Source organism: Paenibacillus radicis (ex Gao et al. 2016), from assembly GCF_014641555.1.
GTDB classification, from domain to species: domain Bacteria; phylum Bacillota; class Bacilli; order Paenibacillales; family Paenibacillaceae; genus Pristimantibacillus; species Pristimantibacillus radicis.
The window spans coordinates 119,512-141,451 of record NZ_BMHY01000001.1 but is presented as its reverse complement, the minus strand read 5'-3'; the positions used below and the strand labels follow the sequence as shown (position 1 = coordinate 141,451).

Annotated in this window: 16 protein-coding genes and 1 pseudogene; 9 read left to right on the top strand and 8 right to left on the bottom strand. The window is 45.2% G+C overall.

The annotated features are described in order from the left end of the window. Window positions 1-23: 23 nt before the first annotated feature. On the bottom strand, window positions 24-1,634 hold the full coding sequence (locus IEX98_RS00610; protein ID WP_188887018.1) for an SWIM zinc finger family protein: 1,611 nt from the start codon (window positions 1,632-1,634) through the stop codon (window positions 24-26). A gap of 125 nt (window positions 1,635-1,759) precedes the next feature. Beyond that, window positions 1,760-2,647 (bottom strand): LysR family transcriptional regulator, encoded by an 888-nt coding sequence (locus tag IEX98_RS00605; protein ID WP_188887017.1) that lies wholly within the window; start codon window positions 2,645-2,647, stop codon window positions 1,760-1,762. Window positions 2,648-2,761: 114 nt separating this feature from the next. Here IEX98_RS00605 and IEX98_RS00600 point away from each other — a divergent pair, with 114 nt between their 5' ends. Then, entirely contained in the window at window positions 2,762-4,162 is a 1,401-nt protein-coding gene (locus tag IEX98_RS00600; RefSeq protein WP_188887016.1) for an MFS transporter, read from the top strand. 84 nt (window positions 4,163-4,246) lie between these two features. Here the strand turns inward: IEX98_RS00600 and IEX98_RS00595 are convergent. After that, window positions 4,247-4,604: pseudogene (locus tag IEX98_RS00595) on the bottom strand (winged helix-turn-helix transcriptional regulator). A 214-nt stretch (window positions 4,605-4,818) separates the two neighbouring features. Here IEX98_RS00595 and IEX98_RS00590 point away from each other — a divergent pair. Beyond that, window positions 4,819-5,424 carry an NAD(P)H oxidoreductase gene (locus tag IEX98_RS00590; RefSeq protein ID WP_188887015.1) on the top strand — a complete coding sequence of 202 codons (606 nt, stop codon included), beginning with the start codon at window positions 4,819-4,821 and terminating at the stop codon, window positions 5,422-5,424. 226 nt (window positions 5,425-5,650) lie between these two features. Here IEX98_RS00590 and IEX98_RS00585 read toward each other — a convergent pair whose 3' ends face one another. Both IEX98_RS00585 and IEX98_RS00580 read right to left on the bottom strand, forming a co-directional pair. After that, the gene (locus IEX98_RS00585; protein ID WP_188887014.1) at window positions 5,651-6,859 is read right to left on the bottom strand and encodes a response regulator; all 1,209 of its coding nucleotides are present in this window, start codon (window positions 6,857-6,859) and stop codon (window positions 5,651-5,653) included. Then, window positions 6,837-8,657: a cache domain-containing sensor histidine kinase gene (locus IEX98_RS00580; RefSeq protein ID WP_188887013.1), complete on the bottom strand. Its 1,821-nt coding sequence runs from the start codon at window positions 8,655-8,657 to the stop codon at window positions 6,837-6,839. The genes IEX98_RS00585 and IEX98_RS00580 overlap by 23 nt, the downstream gene beginning before the upstream one ends. Window positions 8,658-8,849: 192 nt before the next feature. Here IEX98_RS00580 and IEX98_RS00575 point away from each other — a divergent pair, with 192 nt between their 5' ends. The 3 genes from IEX98_RS00575 to IEX98_RS00565 are packed head-to-tail and all read left to right on the top strand — an operon-like array spanning window position 8,850 to window position 12,222. Continuing rightward, a complete protein-coding gene (locus IEX98_RS00575) occupies window positions 8,850-9,776 on the top strand; it encodes an ABC transporter permease (protein ID WP_188887012.1) in 927 nt (308 codons plus the stop codon). Between the two features lie 20 nt (window positions 9,777-9,796). Beyond that, the gene (locus IEX98_RS00570) at window positions 9,797-10,660 is read left to right on the top strand and encodes a carbohydrate ABC transporter permease (protein WP_188887011.1); all 864 of its coding nucleotides are present in this window, start codon (window positions 9,797-9,799) and stop codon (window positions 10,658-10,660) included. A 47-nt stretch (window positions 10,661-10,707) separates the two neighbouring features. Then, window positions 10,708-12,222 (top strand): extracellular solute-binding protein, encoded by a 1,515-nt coding sequence (locus IEX98_RS00565; RefSeq protein ID WP_188887010.1) that lies wholly within the window; start codon window positions 10,708-10,710, stop codon window positions 12,220-12,222. A 60-nt stretch (window positions 12,223-12,282) separates the two neighbouring features. Here IEX98_RS00565 and IEX98_RS00560 read toward each other — a convergent pair whose 3' ends face one another. Continuing rightward, complete coding sequence (locus IEX98_RS00560) at window positions 12,283-13,254, bottom strand: alpha-L-fucosidase (protein WP_188887009.1); 972 nt, start codon at window positions 13,252-13,254, stop codon at window positions 12,283-12,285. 138 nt (window positions 13,255-13,392) lie between these two features. Here IEX98_RS00560 and IEX98_RS00555 point away from each other — a divergent pair, with 138 nt between their 5' ends. Next, window positions 13,393-14,265 carry a helix-turn-helix domain-containing protein gene (locus IEX98_RS00555; RefSeq protein WP_188887008.1) on the top strand — a complete coding sequence of 291 codons (873 nt, stop codon included), beginning with the start codon at window positions 13,393-13,395 and terminating at the stop codon, window positions 14,263-14,265. Window positions 14,266-14,376: 111 nt separating this feature from the next. On the opposite strand, the gene IEX98_RS00550 is transcribed toward IEX98_RS00555, so the two are convergent. Next, complete coding sequence (locus tag IEX98_RS00550; RefSeq protein WP_188887007.1) at window positions 14,377-14,967, bottom strand: TetR/AcrR family transcriptional regulator; 591 nt, start codon at window positions 14,965-14,967, stop codon at window positions 14,377-14,379. A gap of 194 nt (window positions 14,968-15,161) precedes the next feature. On the opposite strand from IEX98_RS00550, the gene IEX98_RS00545 reads away from it, so the two are divergent. From IEX98_RS00545 to IEX98_RS00535, 3 genes are all read left to right on the top strand, one after another. Beyond that, window positions 15,162-15,941 (top strand): nuclear transport factor 2 family protein, encoded by a 780-nt coding sequence (locus IEX98_RS00545; protein WP_188887006.1) that lies wholly within the window; start codon window positions 15,162-15,164, stop codon window positions 15,939-15,941. A 316-nt stretch (window positions 15,942-16,257) separates the two neighbouring features. Further along, window positions 16,258-16,569, top strand: a complete 312-nt coding sequence (locus IEX98_RS00540) for a YbjQ family protein (RefSeq protein WP_188887005.1) — start codon at window positions 16,258-16,260, stop codon at window positions 16,567-16,569. Window positions 16,570-16,615: 46 nt separating this feature from the next. Continuing rightward, window positions 16,616-18,670, top strand: a complete 2,055-nt coding sequence (locus IEX98_RS00535; RefSeq protein ID WP_188887004.1) for a M13-type metalloendopeptidase — start codon at window positions 16,616-16,618, stop codon at window positions 18,668-18,670. Between the two features lie 627 nt (window positions 18,671-19,297). Here the strand turns inward: IEX98_RS00535 and IEX98_RS00530 are convergent. Continuing rightward, a complete protein-coding gene (locus IEX98_RS00530) occupies window positions 19,298-21,898 on the bottom strand; it encodes an Ig-like domain-containing protein (RefSeq protein WP_188887003.1) in 2,601 nt (866 codons plus the stop codon). Between the last annotated feature and the right edge of the window lie 42 nt (window positions 21,899-21,940).

Sequence of the window (21,940 nt, the reverse complement as noted above, 5' to 3'; positions counted from 1 at the left end):
AATTATACCTCCAACGAATGCTTTCATTTCACCAGCTTTCCTTTCCACAGCTCCTCCTGAAAGGCTCTAAGCCGTTGATGCTTTTTCGCAATTCCAGTGATATAGAAATTCCACGTATCCGCGTCTTTATCCGCTTTGTATAGCCGTTCCAGCTTCTTCAACTGCTTCACAGCCATCCGATACCCTTGCCGGTTGCGGGTATTAATCCAATCCTCGATCGATTGATGATAGAGCGGAAGCATAACGGCAGGCGCAGCCTTCGCCACTTCCTTCACATCCTGAATGCCCAACTCGTCGGGCTTCATTCCGAGCAGCAGCTGCAAATCCGCCCACTCCTCATACTTATGGACTGCTAGCCAATGTTCCGACAGTTCACTGTAGGAATAAGGGAGAAGCTCCGTCATATAGGCCGTCCATTTCTCGTTCTCCGGCTGATCCTCGTCAGCGCGCCTGCACAAAGCGACAAACGGGCCAATCGTTCTGCCGCTTCGGTTCGGGTAAATTCGCTCATGTAAAAAGTTCATCCACCGGTCGAACAGCTCCCAGCGCTGCTCCCCCAGCCGCTGCGCTGCGCATGGATAGATCATCTTTTGCGACCGCTGAAAATCAGTTTGTTCAAAATGGCCTAACGCACTTTCGTCATTGCCGCTGAAAAAATGCAGCATCGCAGAGGCAGTATGAATAAACGAGCGGTTAATCGGCTCGTTAGAATCGTCATTACTGTCCTTTGCGAAAGCGTTCAGCGCGGATAACTCCTCTTCTCTCCATAGCTGATTCTCCGAGAGCTTCTCGCAAATCGTTAAATAGAGAAAGGACCAGTCGAACAACTGCTGCTCCAGCTTCAACGCTCGATTGTAAGTGAAGCGAACGACATGGTCGGCCCACTTCCGCTCCTGCTCTCCCATCTCGGAGGGATGGAGCTCCAGCGCAAGCTGGCCGTAATGCTCGATCCATGGCTCCGCCATGCGGGCAAAGGACATTTCATGATAATAGCGGCTGAACGTGTCAACCGATTTGATCGCGCGCTCTCCTTGCTCCAGAACGAACAAAATGACGTTCATCCAATGCAGCCTTTGCTGCGGCTTATCCCAGTGCTTTGAAGTTCCCTTCAAAGCGGACAACACCGGCTGGAGCGCATGCAGGGAGTGACGGCAATTGCGCCATACCTCGCCGTATTCCGACTCCATCCAGTTTTGCCACGCCGCCGGGCTCGCTTCTTCGTTCGGCTGGCTGTTATGTCCGGCCTCTGGCTTTGGCTTGTTCAATAAGGCAGCGGCTGTTGTCAGCTCCGCTTGCGGGTCCAGCCCCATCAAGCGGCGGTAAGCCGCTTTGGCTGCAAAGCCGGTTGTATCTTCTTCATTTAAATAGGCGAAAAAAACCGCCGCCATATGTTTGCAATAATCGCCGTAAGGACAAGTGCATGTACTGTATCTAAACTTTCCAGCATCGATAACGACCGCATAGACGTCGGATCCGATTACGGTGCCGTATAGCGTATCGTCAGAAGCGAACTTTACATTTTTCACTTGCCCGCTGCGGTAATAATCCCAACCTCGCGTAATGATGGTATCCGACAAATGCTCGCTGAAGTGTTGCTCCATCGCTTCTTGCTGCTTTTGACCGAAATTCGACATACGTTCACCTGCTTTCTTCCGTACACCTTGCATTCTTTCTATTATATCACATGCAGAAACGTCTTTGTCGCGACTGTCGGCGCATCCGTCTAACTGATTGCGTTTTCATAATAAAAAAACATTTCCTAAGTCGCCGATTTGGATAACGCCGCGAAGTATTCCACAACGACCTCGCGGAATTCCAGTGCAGCCCGTGAAATGTACCGGCTCCTATGCGACAATAACGCGATCTCCCGGATCAGCTCATGATCTTCCACTTGAAGATATTTAATTTGCTCGCGTGGATTCCTCGCCGTGCCAGGAATGAAGGCGATGCCGATTTCTGCTTCCACAAGCGTACTGAGCCTTGCCGGCTCATCTCCCTCATACACATAGTGCGGAGTAAATCCAGCCGATTCGCATACAGCATCCACTAAGTCACGTGTACCATAACCTTTCTTCACACCAACAAACGATTCATCTTTAAGTTCTGTCAAAGATACGCGGTTTCGTTCTGCCAGCGGATGACCTATCGGAACCGCGACCATGATCGGATCGTTGAACACAATTTGACATTCAATATCTTCCCCTTGAACAGCCGGTGAGGACAAGCAGAAATCAACCTCTCCTCTATGAAGAAGTGTAACCATTTCCTGTGTGGTCAGCATTTGCACATGAAATTGAATATAAGGCCGTTTTTTCCGAAACTCGCGAAGAATATGAGGCAGCGTGCTTGCGGCGGTAACCGCCAATTCAAGTGTGCCATGCTCCGGGCTCGATAAGTCGTTAAGCTCTTGCTTCCCCTGCTCCAATTCAAAAAGAGCCCTCTCGGTACGGCGGAGAAAGCTGCTTCCGTACGCATTTAATCGCAGCTTTCTCCCAATTCGATCGAATAGCGGGACCCCAAGATCCTCCTCCAGACGTTGAATCGTTTTGCTTAATGACGATTGCGTAACATGCAGACTCCGTGCTGCTTCCGTCACATGTTCCAGCCTGGCAACTGTGAGAAAATATTGCAATTGAAGAAGCTCCATTCCGCACCCTCCGCTCATTCCTTCAAATCAATGAAATCATAGCACAAAATGCGTTGGAACGAATAATCGGTTTCAAGTTAAGATGACTTTACTACGTTATGGGAGGAACCGCAAATGAGTGTTCGCAGCAGATGGCTGATCATTTCCGTTGGACTCGGAATTCTATTGAACCCTTTAAATTCTTCGATGATTGCTGTTGCCATAGCAAGACTGCAGGCCGTGTATCAACTAGACTTTACTGCTGTTTCCTGGATTATTTTCTCGTTCTATATTGCGAGCGCTATCGCCCAGCCGGTCATGGGAAAAGCCAGTGATCTATTCGGCCGCAGGAACATATTCCTTGCGGGACTGATCGTCGCCTTCATCGCATCCATGTTGGCCCCACTGTCGCCAAGCTTTGGATGGCTTATCGTATTTCGTATTGTCCAGTCTATCGGAACGAGCATGATGGTTGCCGTAGGAATGGCTATTGTGCGGATTCACGTGACGGAGAAACAAGCGTCCGCGCTGTCCATATTGTCCATATTTCTATCCGGAGCAGCAGCCATTGGACCTTTTATTGGCGGGGTTCTGCTCCACTGGTGGGATTGGCCTGCGATCTTTCTCATCAATATACCGTTCACGGCGGCAGGCTTTCTATTCGCATGGCGGAATATCCCTAAAGACGAACCTGCAGCATCTGTAGCACGCAACATGTCCATTCGCAGCTGGCTTCAATTAATTGATGTGTTTGGTATACTGCTCTTCACTGTAGGACTGATTGCTTTACTCATTGCCGTGCTGTCTGCCAAATCATCCGGTCATGTCTCAGCCGGGCTTGCTGCCCTTGGTTTATTAGGTCTCGTATCTCTGGCGGCGTTCGCAAGACATGAGCTGAAAGTGAAATCTCCGTTCATCCCGCTGCATACATTCGCCAAATACCCTGCGATGACTGGGGTCAATATCGAATTCATTCTCGTTAATATCCTTTACTACTCGCTCTTTTTCGGGCTGCCGTCTTACTTGCAGACCGTTCGTCAGGTCAGCGGGTTTCATACCGGGATGCTCATGCTTAGTCTCGGTTTATGCTCGCTTATCGCATCGCCTATAGCTGGACGATGGATCGATAAAGCAGGCCCTCGGCCAGCGCTGCTCGCAGCCGGCATTCTGATGACGCTGGGGTCCATATGGATCATGACTTTAGATCAATCGTCTCCGGTGATCAGCGTCGTTCTCGCTTTAGCTGCATTTGGCATTAGCAACGGATTGAACAGCGTTGGTATGCAAGCTGCCATGTTCAACAGCTCTCCTAAAGAAATGATCGGTGTAGCTTCCGGAGTATTTATGACATCGAGATACCTCGGAACGATTCTGTCTTCCTTACTGCTCGGCCTCATCATGGGAAACAAGCTCAGCGCCTTGGGATTTCAACGGCTTGGAGCGGTCCTCACAGTGATTGCTCTGTCTTTGGTATTGTTGAATTGGCGTCGTAAGGAGTCTCGGCAATTGGAGCCGCCGCCTGCTGTAGACAAATAAGGGACGAATATGGCTGGAAAATAACGATCGCCCTCTTCTTGACCTTAGCGGTCAGGTAGAGGGCGATTGTTCTATTTTCAAGCATTAAGCTTCCAATGGCTCAAGCAGATCTTTATTGCCATGAATGTGCTCCAGATGATTTTCACCCCAATCACAGATGTTGTCTAAAATCGTCTTCAAGCTCCAGCCATATTCAGTAAGCTCATATTCTACCCGCAGAGGAATTTCATTGTACATATAACGATTAATTGACCTTATCCCGCTCCAATTCCCGTAATTGCTTGGTTAACATTCTTTGCGTAATTTCAGGCATGAGACTTCGTAATTCATTCGTCCGTTTCTTGCCGGAGGTTAGATGATAGAGGATTACACTTTTCCATTTCCCGCCAATAACATCCAAAGTAACCTCCACGCCAATCTTATATTTCTTTTGTATATTCATTGCAGCATCCTCCTCATTTGATTCAAATTTATTAAATAAGTATGAGATCTTTTTCGTCTATACAGCACTTCTATGTTCCTATAGCACAATATTGTGCCTACTTCCTATTTTAGCATCAATACGACATACTAGCATTCAAGCAAAAAATCAAAGGCTGCCGGTTATTAGCCAAAGCCTTCAAGCTCAACTCATTTATAAAAGGAGGAAATATACGATGAAAATACTTGTAGTCGTTACACATCCCAGACAAGATTCATTAACCGGGAGCATCACGAAGCAATTGACACAAGGATTGTCCGAAGCCGGACATGAATATGAGGTGGCTGATTTATATGCGGAAGGCTTTAATCCTCTGGTATACCCTCCGGATGAGCCGGATTGGGACAATCCGAATAAAGTGTATACAGCTGAAGCTTTGCGCGAAATGGAACGGATCCGGAACCATGATGCGATTATTTTTGTATTCCCGTTGTGGTGGTTTGGTTTACCGGCCATGCTGAAAGGCTATATCGACCGGACATGGAATAATGGATTCGCCTATGGGAAAGACGAAGTTACCGATGAAAGGTTCAAGCTGCCTGTACAAAAAATAAGTTGGGTTTCGCTGGTTGGAGGAACACAGCCGCATTTCGAGAAACACGAGCATGATGTTACGATAACCCGGCACTTGAATTACTTGGCCGGCTACGTTGGTGTTAAAGATTCGGATGTTCATTACCTATACGATACCATTGCTAAATTCCCTGATGATCCCGAGAAAGAGAAAGATCATTACGACGCCCTGCTAGCAGAAGCTTATCGTCTGGGGCTGCAATTCTAATAGCTGCCAAATCATTTCCTTCACGCGCTAAAGTCAAAACAAAATGCAAATGTGCAGGCTGATGAGACTCAAAAGGTCCAAAATGGCGTTCAACATGCAAAAGTGCATTTGAAATCGTCCCATCTCACCTTACAGGGGCTTTTTAGGCCAATCAAACTGCACATTTGCATTTTAATAATATAAATCGCCGAAAAAGCAGCTTACAGCCTGCACTTTTACATTTTGATCAAGAAATTCTCGATTTTCTCCGGTATTCAGCAGGCGTAACGCCTGCAATTTCCTTAAACACGCGGCCAAAATGGCTGGTGTTAATATAACCGCTCTGAACCGCAATGTTGGCAACGAGCTCATCGCTTGATTGCAGCAATTGTTTCGCATGCGCGATACGCAGACCGGTGACATAGTCCCAGAAGGTGACTTGAAGCTGCTCCTTAAATATATTGCAAAAATGATTTTTATTTACATCCAAGTAGTCTGCAATTTTTTGCAAATTAATATCAGTCATATAGTTTTGCTTGCAGTACTCAACCGCCCTTTCAATGAGAGCACCTTGCCGGATAGAAGCTCCTCTATTGGGGCCGGTTTCCTGCACTTTACTGCTTTGCACTAAAGCCTCTCCATAAGCATCCGCCAACTGCAGTAATGGATAGGGCTTGGAGCAAGTGCCGACCAGCAACGGCTGTTCACTATAATTCATCAATATCCGGATACAGTCTTGTACCGGCACAGGATTAGAAGAAGAGGCAGAAGAAGCAGAATGAATAACCACCAGTTCATTATAACGGTGAAAGAAACTGATGCCATGACGCTCCGAATGAGAGAAGTAGTCGTTCACTTCCTCAGTGAGACTAATTTTAATGACTTCTTCGATTTCAACGGCTTTGGAAGCTGTTCCTCCCAGTTGGAATACGCTTATGATGCAGCTCTCCCAACGATCTTTGGTTATTTTCAGAAAATCATGCAGTCCGTTAGAATCCAGTTTGCCTGCCAGCAGCTTTTTGAAGGCGTTTTCTTCAAACAAAGGAATGACTTTGGTGAAACTCTCTTTTACTCCTTTTTCCGCTTCGATTTCTTTGATCACACGGAAAATTTCCTTAATAACTTCGCTTTGAATATAGGGCTTGAGCAAATAGCCCGAGGCCTGGAGCTTCAACGCCTTCCGTGCATATTCAAACTCCCCGTAAGCGGTAAGCAATACGACTTTACTCGGCAAATTAGCCTCGCGTACTTTATTCAAGAGCTCCAATCCATCCAAGTGCGGCATACGGATGTCAGAGATAATCATGTCCGGCACTCTCACTTGTATAAGCTCCCACGCCTGCTGCCCGTTCGTTGCTTCTCCCAAAATTTCCAAGGCTGGAAAATGAGTCTCAAAAATTTTGCGAAGCGCCAACGTGGTCAGAGGCTCATCGTCAATCAGCAAGATCGATAGCATTCTCCTGTATTCCCTCCTTTGGCTGTGGTTTAGGAATGATCAAACGGACCGTTGTCCCGTTGCCCGGCTCGCTCTCAACCGTCAGCCGAGCTTTGGATGTAAATCGGAGCGCCAAACGGTCTGCAATGCTTGATAAGCCGATCCGGCCGCTGCGGACACCCATTAAAGCCAGTTCTTGACGAATGGAACCTAGCTTATCCGGCTTAATGCCGATCCCGTTATCCCTAATCATAATGTGGATGTCATCCGCTTCCTCCTTGATTACAAGGCTGATTAGCCATGCGCCTTCCTTGCTTTCCAAACCATGATAGATAGAATTCTCTATAATCGGCTGAAGCACAAACTTATTGACCGGGAACGAAAGCACATGCTCATCAGCCTGAATATCGTATTGGATTCGTCCGTTGTAACGGATATTTTGAATATGCAAATAGTTTTCGACGGCATGAAGCTCGTCCTTTATTTGCACCATTTCATTCATATGATACAGGGAGTACTGCAGCAGTTCCCTCAATGAGTGGGTAACTAATTCAATATCTTCATTTCGGCCCAGAATGGATAAGGAAGAAATCGATTGCAAAGTATTGTATAGAAAATGCGGATTCATCTTGGCCTGCAAGGCGTTGTATTCCGCTTCCTTTTGCAGCAGCTGACGGTTAATGGAGTCGTCGATAAGCTCTTTTATTTTATCAAGCATATCGTTAACCCCCCGGTTCAATACCATAATCTCCTCATATTCCGTTTGCCGCTCTACTCGAATGTTCAGATTGCCTGTTCCGACCTTCTTCATGAAATTGACCAGCTTCAGGATAGGCTGAGAGGCTCGAATGGTAATGACCGAAGCTAACACAATCGTTACAGCAATCATAATAGCGAGCAGAAGCAGCGTCGTATTGCGGATAACTGAAAGATTTTTATCCAGATGGGTAAAAGGCAATAAATTAACGGTTTTCCAGCCTGTAACCGCGGAGGTTGAATAGACGACAAGCATCTTCTGCCCCTCTATCATCTGTGTCCAATAGCCCGCCGAATTATGGAATAGCTGATCCAGCTCCACCTCATCAAGGCGAAGATCTGAATCAGTCTGATATACAAACTGCTTCTCCTTGTCTAGAATAAAGGATTCGATACCAAGCTGTGTCTGAGTGGATTCGAAAATATGATTCAGCTTGTTAATGTTGTAATCAAATACAGCCACCCCATACAGATTGGGATTAGAGGGGTCATAGGCATCTTTGATGTTGGCTGCTATCGTAATCACATTGTTTGAATCCGCTTTCTTATCATAGTTATCATAATAATCCGGCTTATGCGCACCATAGAATTTAGTCTGCAAGGCATAGGGAGTTTCCTTGAAATCCTGCCATACCTGCTTCAAAAAAGGAGATTGAAAGTCAATGGAACGCGCGCTGTTAATATACTGCTTGGAATAGTCTTGATTATAAATAAAATAGCCGCGGATATCTGATTTCTCCGAGAAAATATTGTTTAACAGAACCGATATCCGGGTGCGATCCTGTGTGGATTCGAATCCCGCCTCCTCCGAGACAGAATCCTGAAGCATCGTGATCAGATTCTGGTCAATGGCCAAGAAATGCAAGGAATCTTTAATTTCGTTCAAGTATAGATCCAGACTCTGATTCACTTGATCCGTAATAGAGGTCGTGTTCTTCACCATCTCCTTCTCTGTAAAGCTGGAGAAGGTCTGATAGCTAATCGTACCGAGCAAGGTAAGCGACGCGCATATGAGCAGCGAGAAGTAGAGGATGATACTTGTTTTAAAGGATTTTAGCTTCAACCACATCTCACCCTGACTTTTTTTAAGTATCAGTATAGTAGCAGCTTTCAGGAAAAACAACAGCCTATAGCTTCCCCAAAATGCTCCGCTGAATATTAGAACATTGTCTAAACATTTGACTATTTAGAAATAGACGGACCTCCCGTATGATTTGGTAAGCGGTTACAAAACAATGCAGCAGGAGGTGCAGACATGAAGTTAACAACCAGTATAGCAAAAGAATTATGGACAAACCGGGCTTATTATTTAATGGCACTTCCGGGCCTTCTTCTTCTCATTGCCTTTGCCTATTTACCCTATCCGGGGATGCTTATCGCTTTCAAAAACTTCAATCCGATTCAAGGCATTTTCGGAAGTCCGTGGAGCGGCTTTGACAACTTCAAGTTTTTATTCAGCAATGACGATATTTTGCGAATTACCTTTAATACATTCTGGATTAATGCCAACCAGATTTTATGGGGGACGATTCTTGCTGTTGTGTTCGCGATTTTATTGAATGAAATTAAGAACAATGCGGTGAAAAAGTGGTTTCAGAGCATTTTATTTCTGCCTTACTTTTTCTCCTTCGTCATTGTAGGGAAATTGATTCTCCTTATATTCGCGAATGAGAATGGACTTGCCAACGGACTGATCCAGATTTTCCATGGCATGCCTAAAGAGTGGTACGCCGTACCGGAGTATTGGGTGAAGATCATTGTCTCCGCAGGGGTATGGAAAAACGTCGGTTATTCCGTCATTATCTATCTCGCCGCCATCACGTCCATTAATGATGAAATGATGGAGGCCGCATCGCTGGACGGAGCTTCACGCATTCAGAAGATACGTTACATCATGCTTCCTAACTTGATTCCTACCATTATTACATTGACGCTGCTCGCGATTGGCAAAATATTTTTTGGCGACTTTGCCCTCATCTATGCCATCGTCGAGAACAATGGTCTGCTCTATCCGACCACCGACGTTATCGAAACCTATATCTATCGTGCCCTAATCAATGGAGGACAAGAGTACGGCATGATTACGGCCATTGGCTTGTATCAATCTATTCTCGGATTCATTGTTGTTCTAGGCAGCAACTGGCTGGTCAAACGGTACGATAAAGACTATTCGTTATTCTAAAAGCATCGAGGTGAACGAAATTGAAAATCAAATTTGGCTGGCTGGATCTGCTGATCTATCTCGTCTTCATCGTTTTTGCTCTCGTGACGCTGGTGCCTTTTACGCTGGCGATCATGGTCTCTTTCTCAGCTGAAAGCTCGGTTGCGATGCATGGCTATAAGTTCATACCCGAGCAGTTCTCGTTAGATGCCTATAAAATGATATTCCAGGACAGCATGGTATTTAATGCGTACAAAGTGACGATCTTCGTAACGGTTGCCGGCACCTTCGTCTCCTTATTGTTCTCATCGCTGCTTGGCTACATGATGTCTGTTCAGAAAGTAAAATACCGCAATATTATCGCTTTTCTCATCTTTATTCCGATTGTCTTTTCCGCGGGACTTGTACCCTGGTACATCGTCGTATCCAACGTGCTTCATTTAAAAAATACCGTTTGGGCGTTAATTCTGCCTCTGGCCATTAGCCCTTTCAATGTGTTCCTGCTGCGAAATTATTATAAGTCGATCTCTCCTGCACTCGCAGAGTCGGCTGAAATTGATGGAGCTGGACCGTGGTATACGTTTTATAAAATTATGATTCCACTATCGAAACCGATTCTTGCAACCGTAGGTCTGTTCGCTTCACTCGGCTATTGGAATGATTTCACGACATCTCTATGGCTGATTGATGACCGTAAGCTGTTCACCGTACAGTTCTTGCTGTACCGGATCAATTCTATGATTGCTTATATGAGTCAGCACGCCAATATGTCAGCGGTTCTGCTGCCATCCGAAACTATCGTATTCGCGATGTTTCTCATTACGATTGGCCCCATTATTCTTGTATATCCCTATGTCCAAAAATATTTCGTTAAGGGAATTATGATTGGCTCTGTGAAAGGTTAATCCAAATCAAACAAGGTTACCATAAACATGAACAAGGAGCGATTACAATGAAAAAAACGAAGCCGCTTAAGAGCAGTATCCTAATTGCCGTCATTTTAGCCTTTACCATGCTCGCAGGTTGCGGCTCTGCCGTTTCAACATCTCCCGGAAAAGCCGGTAATGAAGCTGCGTCCAACAGCGTTACATTGAAAATTTTATTCCCTGGAGATCCCCCTCGCAACTTGGATGCTGTGAATGCTGCGATTTCCGAGAAGCTTAAGGCCGATGGACTCAATATCAAGCTGAGTTATACCTTTGTACCTTGGGATTCTTACTTTAATAAGCAGAGTCTGGTTGTCGCCGCTGGCGAAAGCTATGACCTGGCCTGGTCCCATGTGTCCAAGCTGTCCCAGAGTGTAAGCAAAAACGTATTGATGCCTCTGGATGAAATTTTGCAAACGAACGGCGCAGAACTAAATAAAGATATATCGGACTTTGTATGGAAAGCCGTCCAAGTTAACGGTAAAACGTATGCGATACCGAGAGTCGTCCCTTCTGCACAAAGCGACAGCTTCCAAATCCGAGGCGATCTTCGCAAAAAGTACGGTTTGCCGGAAATTAAAAATTCCGCTGATTTCGAGAAGTATCTGGAAGCCGTCAAACAGAATGATCCGCAAATGGTCCCTCTTGTAGGCGGAGCGAGCGGCATGATCAGAGAACTCGGACCTAGCAACTTTATGAATGGCGAATATATGAACAGCTTGTTCTATATTGATGTCAATGAAAAACCGCTGAAGGTCAAAAATATGTTTAATTCTAAGTTCTACGAGGACTTTGTGAATATTACCCGGGACTGGTACAAGAAAGGTTATCTGCCGAAGGATCCTAATTTATTTAAGGACGTCAACGGAAGCTTCACACAAGGTAAAATGGCGGCAATGCCTTCCAACATTTTACGTCCTACCGAGGTTATCGATGCTTTGAAAACAAATTTTCCTGAAGCTGAACTTGAATTCGTACAGTTCGCTCCAAATGATCCAAAATACATTTTTAGCAGTGCAGACAACTTGTTAGTAGTTCTCGCTACGAGCAAGCATCCTAAAGAGGCCGTATCCTTCGTCAACTGGCTTCACAGCAGTCAAGAAAATTATGACTTGTTCACGCTTGGCGTTAAAGATGTGAACTATAAAGTCGATGGGAATAGCGCTTCCTATGACGGTATCCCTGCCGACAAGCAATACTTTCCGATCAGTTGGGCTTGGACGGATATGCGCTATCACAAATTCAGTAAATTTATGACGCCGGATCAAATGGATGTCATTAAAAACTTTGATAATGGCGCGATACAAACTCCGCTGATCGGCTTTGCTCCCGACAATGAGCCTGTGAAAGCAGAGCTCGCTAAGCTGTCAGCAATTGTTGCTGAGTACTCTGCAAACGGTCCGCTCATGAATGGACAAGTCGATTTCTCCACCGTGAAAGATCAATTTCTAAGCCGGCTGGATGCCGCTGGCATCAATAAAGTGCTTGCAGAGTACCAGAAACAGCTGGATGCCTTCCTCGCCGCACAAAACAAAAGCTGATTAAAAGAATAGGGGCTATCCCATTCGTCATCGAAATGACTTATGAGATAGCCCCTTTTTTTATTTTCTATAGCACCAGTTGTCCGGAATCGTGACGAGATCCGCTGGCTGGCGGTATCGTTCGCCGATTTCCTTAAAGCGCTGCAGGATGTTCTCATCCAGTAAGCCTTGCTGATTCGGCGCGCCGTTAAGCAGGAACGAGACATTTTGCGCATTGCATTCATTCACTTTATCCAGCGCCCAGTCCGCCGTTCTAAGTTCCATTGCTGTATCTGTTGCCCGCCAGAACCAGGTTTTCGTTAAAATATTGCAGCTCGCTCCCGGACCGTTGAACGAGTTATCGACTTCTTGCCCTGCAGCATTTTCGAAAAAGGCGATGTCCGTCTGCTGTACGCCCGACTCACAGCCAATATTCATCAACAAACATTGCGGCTGAAACCCTTTGACCCATGCATTGATTTCCTCGAAAGGCAGATTCTCATAGCTTGGGCCGCCCCAAGGGGCATTCCAGCCGTCAATGATCAGGAACGGAATTTCTCCGTAGCCTGTCAGCAGCTCCTCAATCTGATTTTTAATAAATTGCTTGTCTTCAGGCGTACATTTCTTCCGGCCGATCTGGTGATGCAAGTCTAGTGCAGAGAAATAAAGACCTGCTTCGATTCCTTCTTTTCGGAATGCATCCAGATATTCCTTCACTACGTCGGTCTGGAGTGTGGCGTTTTTGACCGAATGATCGGTGTAGGCAGACGGCCACAAGCTGAAGCCCTCATGATGCTTAGCTGTCATAGCAGCAAATTTCATCCCTGCCGATTTAGCGGCTTTCGCCCACTGGGAGCAGTCCAACTGAGCCGGATTCCATTCCTTCGGATCAAATATGAATCTGCGGGGCTCATCGTTATTTTCATGGCCATACTCCCAGTCCTCCATTTCCGTTTCTGCAAACTGAAAGGTAGCACTATTGAAATGAATGAACATACCCAACCTTTGATTGACGAACCATTGCTGCTGCCGCACAAGCTCTTGATTACTCATAAAAATTGCCTCCCCGTTATCCAATGTAATAGAATCATATGATATCTACTACTGTATAGAATCCCGGTCCTTGTTGCAGCTGACAATCTCGACTATCTATAGTACAATTTCTACATAAATTTATTCAAAGGTGATGCGATGCTTGCTATTGAATTACAAGTCCCTCCCTTTCCTCTGCTGACTACCGTCGGCTATGTATTATGGCCGTCAGGCGTCACGCATGCTGAGCGGCAATTTGATGTTTTTGATTTGATCATTTGTACCAAAGGCACTTTATATATGGCCGAGAACGATATTGAATACAAGATTGAACAGGGAATGATGCTCATTCTTGAACCGGGAAAAACACATTCCGGCTATCGTCCCACCGAGAACGAAACCGAGGTCTACTGGATACATTTTCAATACCCGTCGTCCTCACAGCCGAAATTGATCGAGAAGCAGAGCTGGCAGCAGCCTTTGCTTGAAACGACCAATCAGGACACGGTGCCTCATCCCGCCATGATCAGCATTCCTAAATTTGCTGCTATCGATCTGCGAATTATCGTTCCCATGCTGACAGAGATGCTTAAAGTACACAGCGTTTTGACACCTAGCCGCTCTTTTGACCTGCATATTTTATTCGGTCAGCTTCTTGTCCAGCTGCAAAACGGAATGATAACCGGCAGCTCGCAAGCCCGCTCCCATCTCATCGGCGAGAAGGTCGCTTCTTACCTGGCGAGCCGTTTGGAATCTCCTTTCGATTCCGAACAGATGGAGCTTGAGCTGCATTACCATTTTGATTATCTTTCCAGATGCTTGAAGCAATATTCCGGGATGAGCCCTCTGCAGTACAGACATCAACTGCAGATTGAACGCGCCAAACGGCTGCTGACCCATTCAGAGCTGCCTTTGGTGAAAATCGGAGAACAATGCGGCTTCAATGACTACAACTATTTCATCCGTCTGTTCAAACGCCAGACGTCGTTCACGCCCGGAGAGTACCGGAGACGGTATCAGGCATATCTTTAAGGTTTATTAATGAAACAAATAAAAAGCAGCCACGCTCGGCTGCTTTTTATTTTTGTTGATTTTCTTGTGGCGACTATAACCGAAGATAACTTTGCCCGATAGTTCCCTGAGTCACTGATGCAAAACAGGATGCCCGTAGGCAACCAGTCTACTAAACTGCGATGAAACTTCCTCCGCAGCAAGAGGCTGATTGTTTTTAATCCACCACATGATAACTCCCATACATGATGCTACAAGGTAGATGAGTAACAATTCCTTAGATAGTGCTAAAGGCTTCTTTTCTGCCTCAGGGATAATCCCCTCATTTAGTTTCTCTTTTAGGATATTCTCCATCTTCTCTCGAAACTGAGAAATTCTATTCTCTTCAATTAGCATTGCAGAGTAAAATGATGTGTTTCGTGAAATATGTTCCAATAGAGCTTGCATGACTGTCTCAAGTTTAGAAATACTGAAGGGATTCATCGTGAATGGACATTGGACAATTACATGCTTCACTTCACTCAACAACTCATCCATACATGTATTTAATAAGTCAGGCTTATTTTCGTAGTGAAGATAAAAAGTATTCCGATTAATCATAGCCCGATCAGCAATAGCTTGAATCGTAATCGCTTCGTATCCTTTTTCTTGAATAAGCTCAAAAAAAGCTGTTCGAATCGATTGCTTTGTCCGAATAATTCTTAAATCGACCTTCTTTTTCAATGTTTTTTGTCTCTCCTTGAAAAAATATTGATTGATATGTGACAAATTTATTTGAATTGTATCTTATCCTTCAAAATCAAAAATATTGAATATTGAGTGTTGTATGATTCCTTATTATAATGAGCGAAAGATAAATAAACAACATGTTGTTCATTATTTGTCTTATGACCATAAAACCAAAAGGAGTTAATCTTATGACACTAAAAAATCAGAATGAGCTTGTATTTAAATCAATTGCAGTGCTGGAAAGCTTAGCAAATGGCCAGCCCGAAGCGATTATGAATTACATTCATCCAGATAAATATATTCAACACAATCAGGCTTTGCCCGACGGCCGCGCGGCGATGCTTGGTGCACTTAAACATCTAAAAGAAGTCGGTACAAAGGTTAGCATTAAACGCACTTTTGTCGATGGAGATTTTGTGGTTCTTCATTCTATATATGATTTCCACGGACCAAAAATCGGGTTTGATATTTTCCGTTTTGAGAATGGACTAATCGTCGAGCATTGGGACAACTTGCAAGAGATGGTGGAGAAAACTCCAAGTCAACATTCGATGATTGACGGACCGGTAATGATCAAGGATATTGGCAAGACAGATGCGAATAAAGCATATGTAAAAAACTTTGTTGAGGATATCATGATTGGTAAGAATCGCAGCCTGCTTACCACTTACTTCAATGGGGATAATTATATTCAGCATGATCCTCATATTGCAGATGGTCTTTCCGGTCTTGCTGCTGCAGTTAAGGTAATGGAAGAGCAACATATTGAAATGCAATACACATATGTTCATCAAGTTATTGGTCAGGGCGATTTTGTGCTTACGGTAAGTGAAGGGCTCATCAATGGAGAGCCTAACGCCTTCTACGATTTGTTCCGTGTGGAGAATGGAAAGATCGCCGAGCATTGGGACGTAATCGAACCTATACTGCCTTTAGATAGGCGGAAAAATTCAAACAGTAGATTTTGAGGTTGTGTAACTGTATCGTAATTTACTTTCTAACTGGATATAAAATAAGCGTTGCTAGAGCACCGCTCAGACTGTCGAGAAAGTTTCGGCAGTCTTTTTTAATTTAATGAAATATCAGGCCATCAAATGTACCTTTACATTTTGTCACTTTAAACAGAAACTAAACAACCGGAACAAACTTTAGCTGAGGTTCATCAAATCGTTTCGGCTCCGTTTCAAATGGGTTGGTAGGATAGGAACTAAGGAAGCTGCCGCAGCATACTCCCTTTAATCAGAATACAGACAGCAAATCTATTTGTGGCTAGGAGGGAAAAACATGATTATTACGACAACCGCTATCGTTGAAGGAGCTCCAGTCAGACAATATATCGGCGTTGCAACCGGCGAAGTCATTATGGGCGCTAATATCGGACGCGACATCCTTGCTTCCTTTAGAGATCTTGTAGGCGGGCGTTCGAAAGCCTATGAAACCAAGCTAAGGGAAGCAAGAGGTGAAGCCTTTAAAGAAATGACACAGCAAGCCTCGCAGATGGGAGCCACTGCTGTAATCGGTGTCGCAATTAATTACGAAGTTGTCCGTCAAGATATGCTGATGGTTGCCGTCAGCGGAACGGCCGTCATCATTTAATTAGAATGGAATGGATCGATATTTCACCAGGAGGAGTTAACTCATTATGAAAAAAATAAAAACGCTTGGCCTCATCACTTTAGGCGCGGCTGTAATGATCTCTGCTTCGGCTTGTACCGCTAACAACGCAGGCGATATACAAAACAATAACAGCACAAAGGCTGTGAACGAAAAAGCAGCCCCATCCCCTGCAAACAATGAAGTCGCACAAAACAGACTGCAAGACGACTTTTATGAAGCTGTAAATGCGAAATGGCTGCAATCTACAGAATTGCCGGCGAATAAAGTCATTATAGGCGGCTTGGCAGACCTCGATACGGATGTAAAAAAGGTGGTATCCGGGGATTTAGCAAAAATGGCAGCTGAAGGCCGTGACAAATCCGATGATGAAATCGGCAACATGGTTAAATTTTATAAACTGGCTGCTGACCGGGAAAAACTGAACAAACAAGGCTATGATGCCATCAAGGCGGATATCCAAATCATTAAATCGACCAAAAGCTTAGCCGAACTTGCAAAAAACCAAAAGGACCTTTACTTCAAAGGACTTGCTCTGCCATTCAGCCTGAATCTTCTGTCTGATATGAAAGACGCTACGAAAAACGCGCTGTATATCGAGGCTCCTGCGCCTGTAATGCCGGATAAGAGCTACTACGCAACCGAAAATCCGCAAAGCGAAGTGTTCCTAGGGCTGTACAAAAAAATGCTGACCGATCTGCTAGTAATGGTTGGCGAATCGGACACGGAAGCGGCGAGAATTGCGGGTGAAGCCGTCGATTTTGAACAAGAGTACATTCAATATACACTAAGCGCAGCGGAAGCCAGCAACTTCGAATCGTTCTACAACCCCAAAACCATTGGTGAGTTAAAGGCATACAGCAAAAGCGTTGATTTAGAGAAATTCTTGATTGATGTTGTGGGCAAAGTACCGGATCATATTTCGGTCATGTCCGTTAAGTATTTCGAAAATCTGGATAAGTTCCTCAACGAGAAAAACTGGGACAAAATTAAAAGCTGGACGTACGCAAACTTTGTATTAAAATCTTCGTCGATGCTGTCTGATGATTTTGTAAATACGTCAACACAATTGGGCAGAGCGCTGTCCGGTCAGCAAGAAATGACGGCAACGGAAGATACGGTTCATAACATCGTAAATTCAGCATTCAAGTATGTGGTCGGCAACTATTATGGGGAGACACATCTTGGAGCAGCAGGCCGGAAAGATGTTACCGCTATGGTTGAAAACATGATTGGCATTTACAGAGATAAGCTGCTTAACAATGACTGGATGTCGGAGGAAACGAAGCAAGAAGCGATTAAAAAGCTCGATAATCTGAAAACACATATTGGCTATCCAGACAATCTGGAAGATGTATATGCATCGCTCAAGGTTGATGGGAATAAAACGTTATTCGAGAACAATCGCGCGATCCAAACGATCATTACGAAAAACAACTTTGCAAAATTGGATAAACCCGTGGATCGCGATGAATGGAGAATGTCTGCCAATACGGCAAACGCCTCCTATCAACCGCTGACCAACACGATTACGATTCCCGCTGCCGCTCTTCAGGCGCCATTTTATGATAAAAACCAAAGCGCTAGCCAAAATTACGGCGGCATCGGCACCATTATTGCGCATGAAATCTCTCACGCCTTTGATACCAACGGAGCAAAATATGATGAGATCGGCAATATGGCCAACTGGTGGACAGAAGCGGACTACAAGAAATTCGAGGAAAAAGCAAAGGCTGTTATTGATCAATACAACAACATGGATTATCTGGGACAAAAACTCAACGGCGAAATGACTGTATCCGAAAATATCGCTGATATTGGCGGATTGATGGCCGCACTTGAGGCAGCAAAACAATTGCCGGATGCCAATCTGAATGAGTTCTACAAATCCTATGCAACCATTTGGAGACAAAAGGTTCGTCCTGAAGTTGAACAAATACTGTTAACCATCGATGCTCATGCGCCGAATAAAATTAGAGTGAATGCCGTATCAGCTAATACCGATGATTTCTACTCCACATTTAATGTTAAAAAAGGCGACGCGATGTACATTGCCCCAGAGGAGAGACTGACGCTTTGGTAAAATAGAAACGAACCCATTCGAAGCATGGCGTTGATCTGCGTTAATGTAAGCAGCCATACCAAAATCTCTGTTGAATGCTGCTCAGGCAGTCATTCGATTACAGCATTTTGGTTATGGCTCTTTTTTATGCTAATGAGGTCAAAAGAATGCTTGCTCCTGACGTAACGTCATGACCTATACTGTCGCTAGAAAGGAGTGGGGAGCGATAAGCAAATCACAGTCTACCATTGGCGCAAAACCAGTCCGTCAGTTGGGCCTTTCAAGTCCATATCGGCGGATCAAAATGTAAAAGTGCAGGCTGCAGGCCGCTTTTTTGACGATTTACAGCATCAAAATGCAAATGTGCATTTCGATCGGTGCAATATGCCTCCAAAGAGGGGATTTCAGAGATTTCAAATGCACTTTTGCATTTTGAAAGCCAATTACAGCCATTTGAAGATGATCAGCCTGCACTTTTGCATTTTGTTTCCTATTTTGTTTCCTATTTTGTTCACTATGATCACGGGCAGACTCTCATATCCATGAAAACCAAAGTGCTCTCTCTTTTAGAAAATGAAATAAGGATGCTCTTTAGGAGCACCCTTACCTCAGAATTGCCTAGCTGTACGAAGCTAGCTCAAATGCACACTATTCCACTACAATCCGAATCTTTGCCGATTTGTTGCCAAACTTTACGGTTAAGGTTGCGTTCCCTTTTCCTTGCGCGGTAACGACACCATGCTTCACATGAGCAACCGTTACTTTGGAAGAACTCCAAATGCCATCGGTCGTAATCGTCCGTTCGGAGTTGTCTAGGTACGTTGCGATCGCTTCTAGCTGAATCGTTTGGTCACCTTTTAATGTCAGCTGTGTTACCGGTTTGCCGTTTCTATAGATATCCAAATACTTCAGTTGATCGACATCCACATTGATACTAACCGTCTTGCCGTTATATTTGGCAGTTACTTTCGTTTTTCCGGCTCCAATTGCAGTGATTTTACCCTGGGAGACAGAGGCGATCTTTGAATTGCCTGATGACCATTCTGCCTGTGCAGTGACATCTTTCGTTCGTCCATCCGGCAATGTCGCAGTCAATTTGATCGAATGTGTCCCACCAGACTGCATCGTCAACACATCCGTACTCGCTTCCAGCTTCTGGACCGTACCGATATCGACCGTAATGGTCACCGTTTTGCCGCCATATTTGGCGGTCACGCTTGTCTTGCCCGCTGCAAGCGCATGAATGAGTCCGCCATTGACTTCTACAATCGTCTTCGAAGAAGAAGACCATTCTGCAGCTTCTGTTACATCGATCTTATTGCCAAGACTATCCGTCGAAGTTAGCTTTACCTGCTTATTTTCATTCACTTCCAATGTGATCGCATAGGTATCTGCCGTCAGCTTATCCGCTACATCCACATCCACAGAAATCGTTACGGATTCTCCGCCGAATTCAGCCTTAATGACTGCTGTACCCGAGTTGTTGGCCGTAATTTGACCCTTGTAGACTGACGCAATATCCGGGTTGGACGAGCTCCACTCCGCCATCGTCGTAACATCCTTCACCGTGCCATCTTTATAGGCAGCCGTTAGGGTGACCGCAGATGTTCCATTCTTACGAAGAGACAGCTTCTTTTGGCTCGGTGTCAGCTTCTCGATGACACCAACAGATACAATTACAGTCGCGGTCCGTGCGCCATAGGTCACGGTAATCGTCGACGTTCCATTTTTCAAAGCAGTTATCGTTCCTTTATTAATCTCGACAACATCAGGATGCGAGGAGCTCCACTGTGAAAGAGCGGAAACATCGACCACACGGCTATCGCTGTAATAGCCATTGGCAACCAAGGTCACTGACTCGCCAATTTGCATGTCCACCGTTGTTTTGCTCAGAACAATCTGATTTGGAATGTCTACTCTAACGGTCGCAGTAACCTGTTTACCGCCATAGGACGCTTTAATGATGGCTGTCCCTGACTTGTAGCCTGTCACCTTGCCCTTAATCACATCTGCCACATTTGGATGATCGGAAGACCACTGCGCTTTGTCTGTAATCAATTCCTGCGTTCCATCCGCAAATGTAGCATAAAGCTTTAAGTCACGGGACTTATTCAAGTCCAGGTCTAAGGAATCCATATCGAAATCCAGACGCTTTGGCACCTCTACGTCCACATGAATGGTCACACTTTTGTCCCCGTAAGCGGCTGTGATTTCTGCTGATCCCGACTTTTGGCCGAACACTTCGCCATTTACCACATAAGCAATGGAATCGTCGGAGGAGCTCCACTTTGCCTTATCTGTAATACGCGCTGTTTTCCCATCCATATAAGTCAAGTTCAGTTCAAGCTGCTCGGATTTGCCGACACGAAGGAACAGCTCCTGCTTGCTCGCCTCCAGCTTGCGAGAAGCATCGACGTATACATTTATAGAAGCTGTTTTCGTTCCGTATGTAGCAGTAATCGTCGCCGTTCCTGCGCGGTATGCCTTAATAACACCCTTAATGGCATCTGCTACCTTCTCATTGTCACTTTCCCATTCTGCCTTATCGGATACATTTTGTATGGAGCCGTCCGGATAAGTAGCGGTCACGACAATTTGCTTTTCTTCGTTTACTAATAGGTTCAAATCCGTATATTCCATATCGATTCGTCTGGCCAGCTCCACAGATGCTTTCACTGTGAGGCTTTGGTTGCCGTACTTGGCAGTGACTTTAGCCGTTCCAGATTTCTTGCCTGTCACGAGACCATTCACAACAGTCGCTACACTATAATTATCGACGGACCATGCTGCCTTTTTCGTCACAATCTCACTTGATCCATCCTCATAAATAGCTGTCAGCTCGATTTGCTGTTCTTTCCCTACGCGCAGATCGAAGTCATTCATATCCATAGTCAATGCCTTGACCTTCTTGCTCACCGACACATTGACAATGACTGTCTTTCCCTGATAGGTAGCGGTAATGACCGCCGTCCCTTCCTTTTTCGCCGTAATGGTACCGGCATACACGGTGGCAATTTCGGAATTGCTGCTGCTCCAGTCCGTCTTGATCGTCACATCGCTGGTACTTCCTGTAACCGATACGGCTGTTGCAGTCAGGGAGACGGATCCGCCCACTTCGAGCGCTGCTTCATTCTTGCTTAAGACGAGCCGTGAAATTTCTGCTTCCGCGGCCACTGCTGCAGTACTGCCTTGAATAAGCAACAGCAGCACCAGCAATCCCGCAATAATCGTGTGAAATTTTCTCGACATGCTTCATTTTCCCCTTTTATTACGTGAATTTTGGAAAAACAG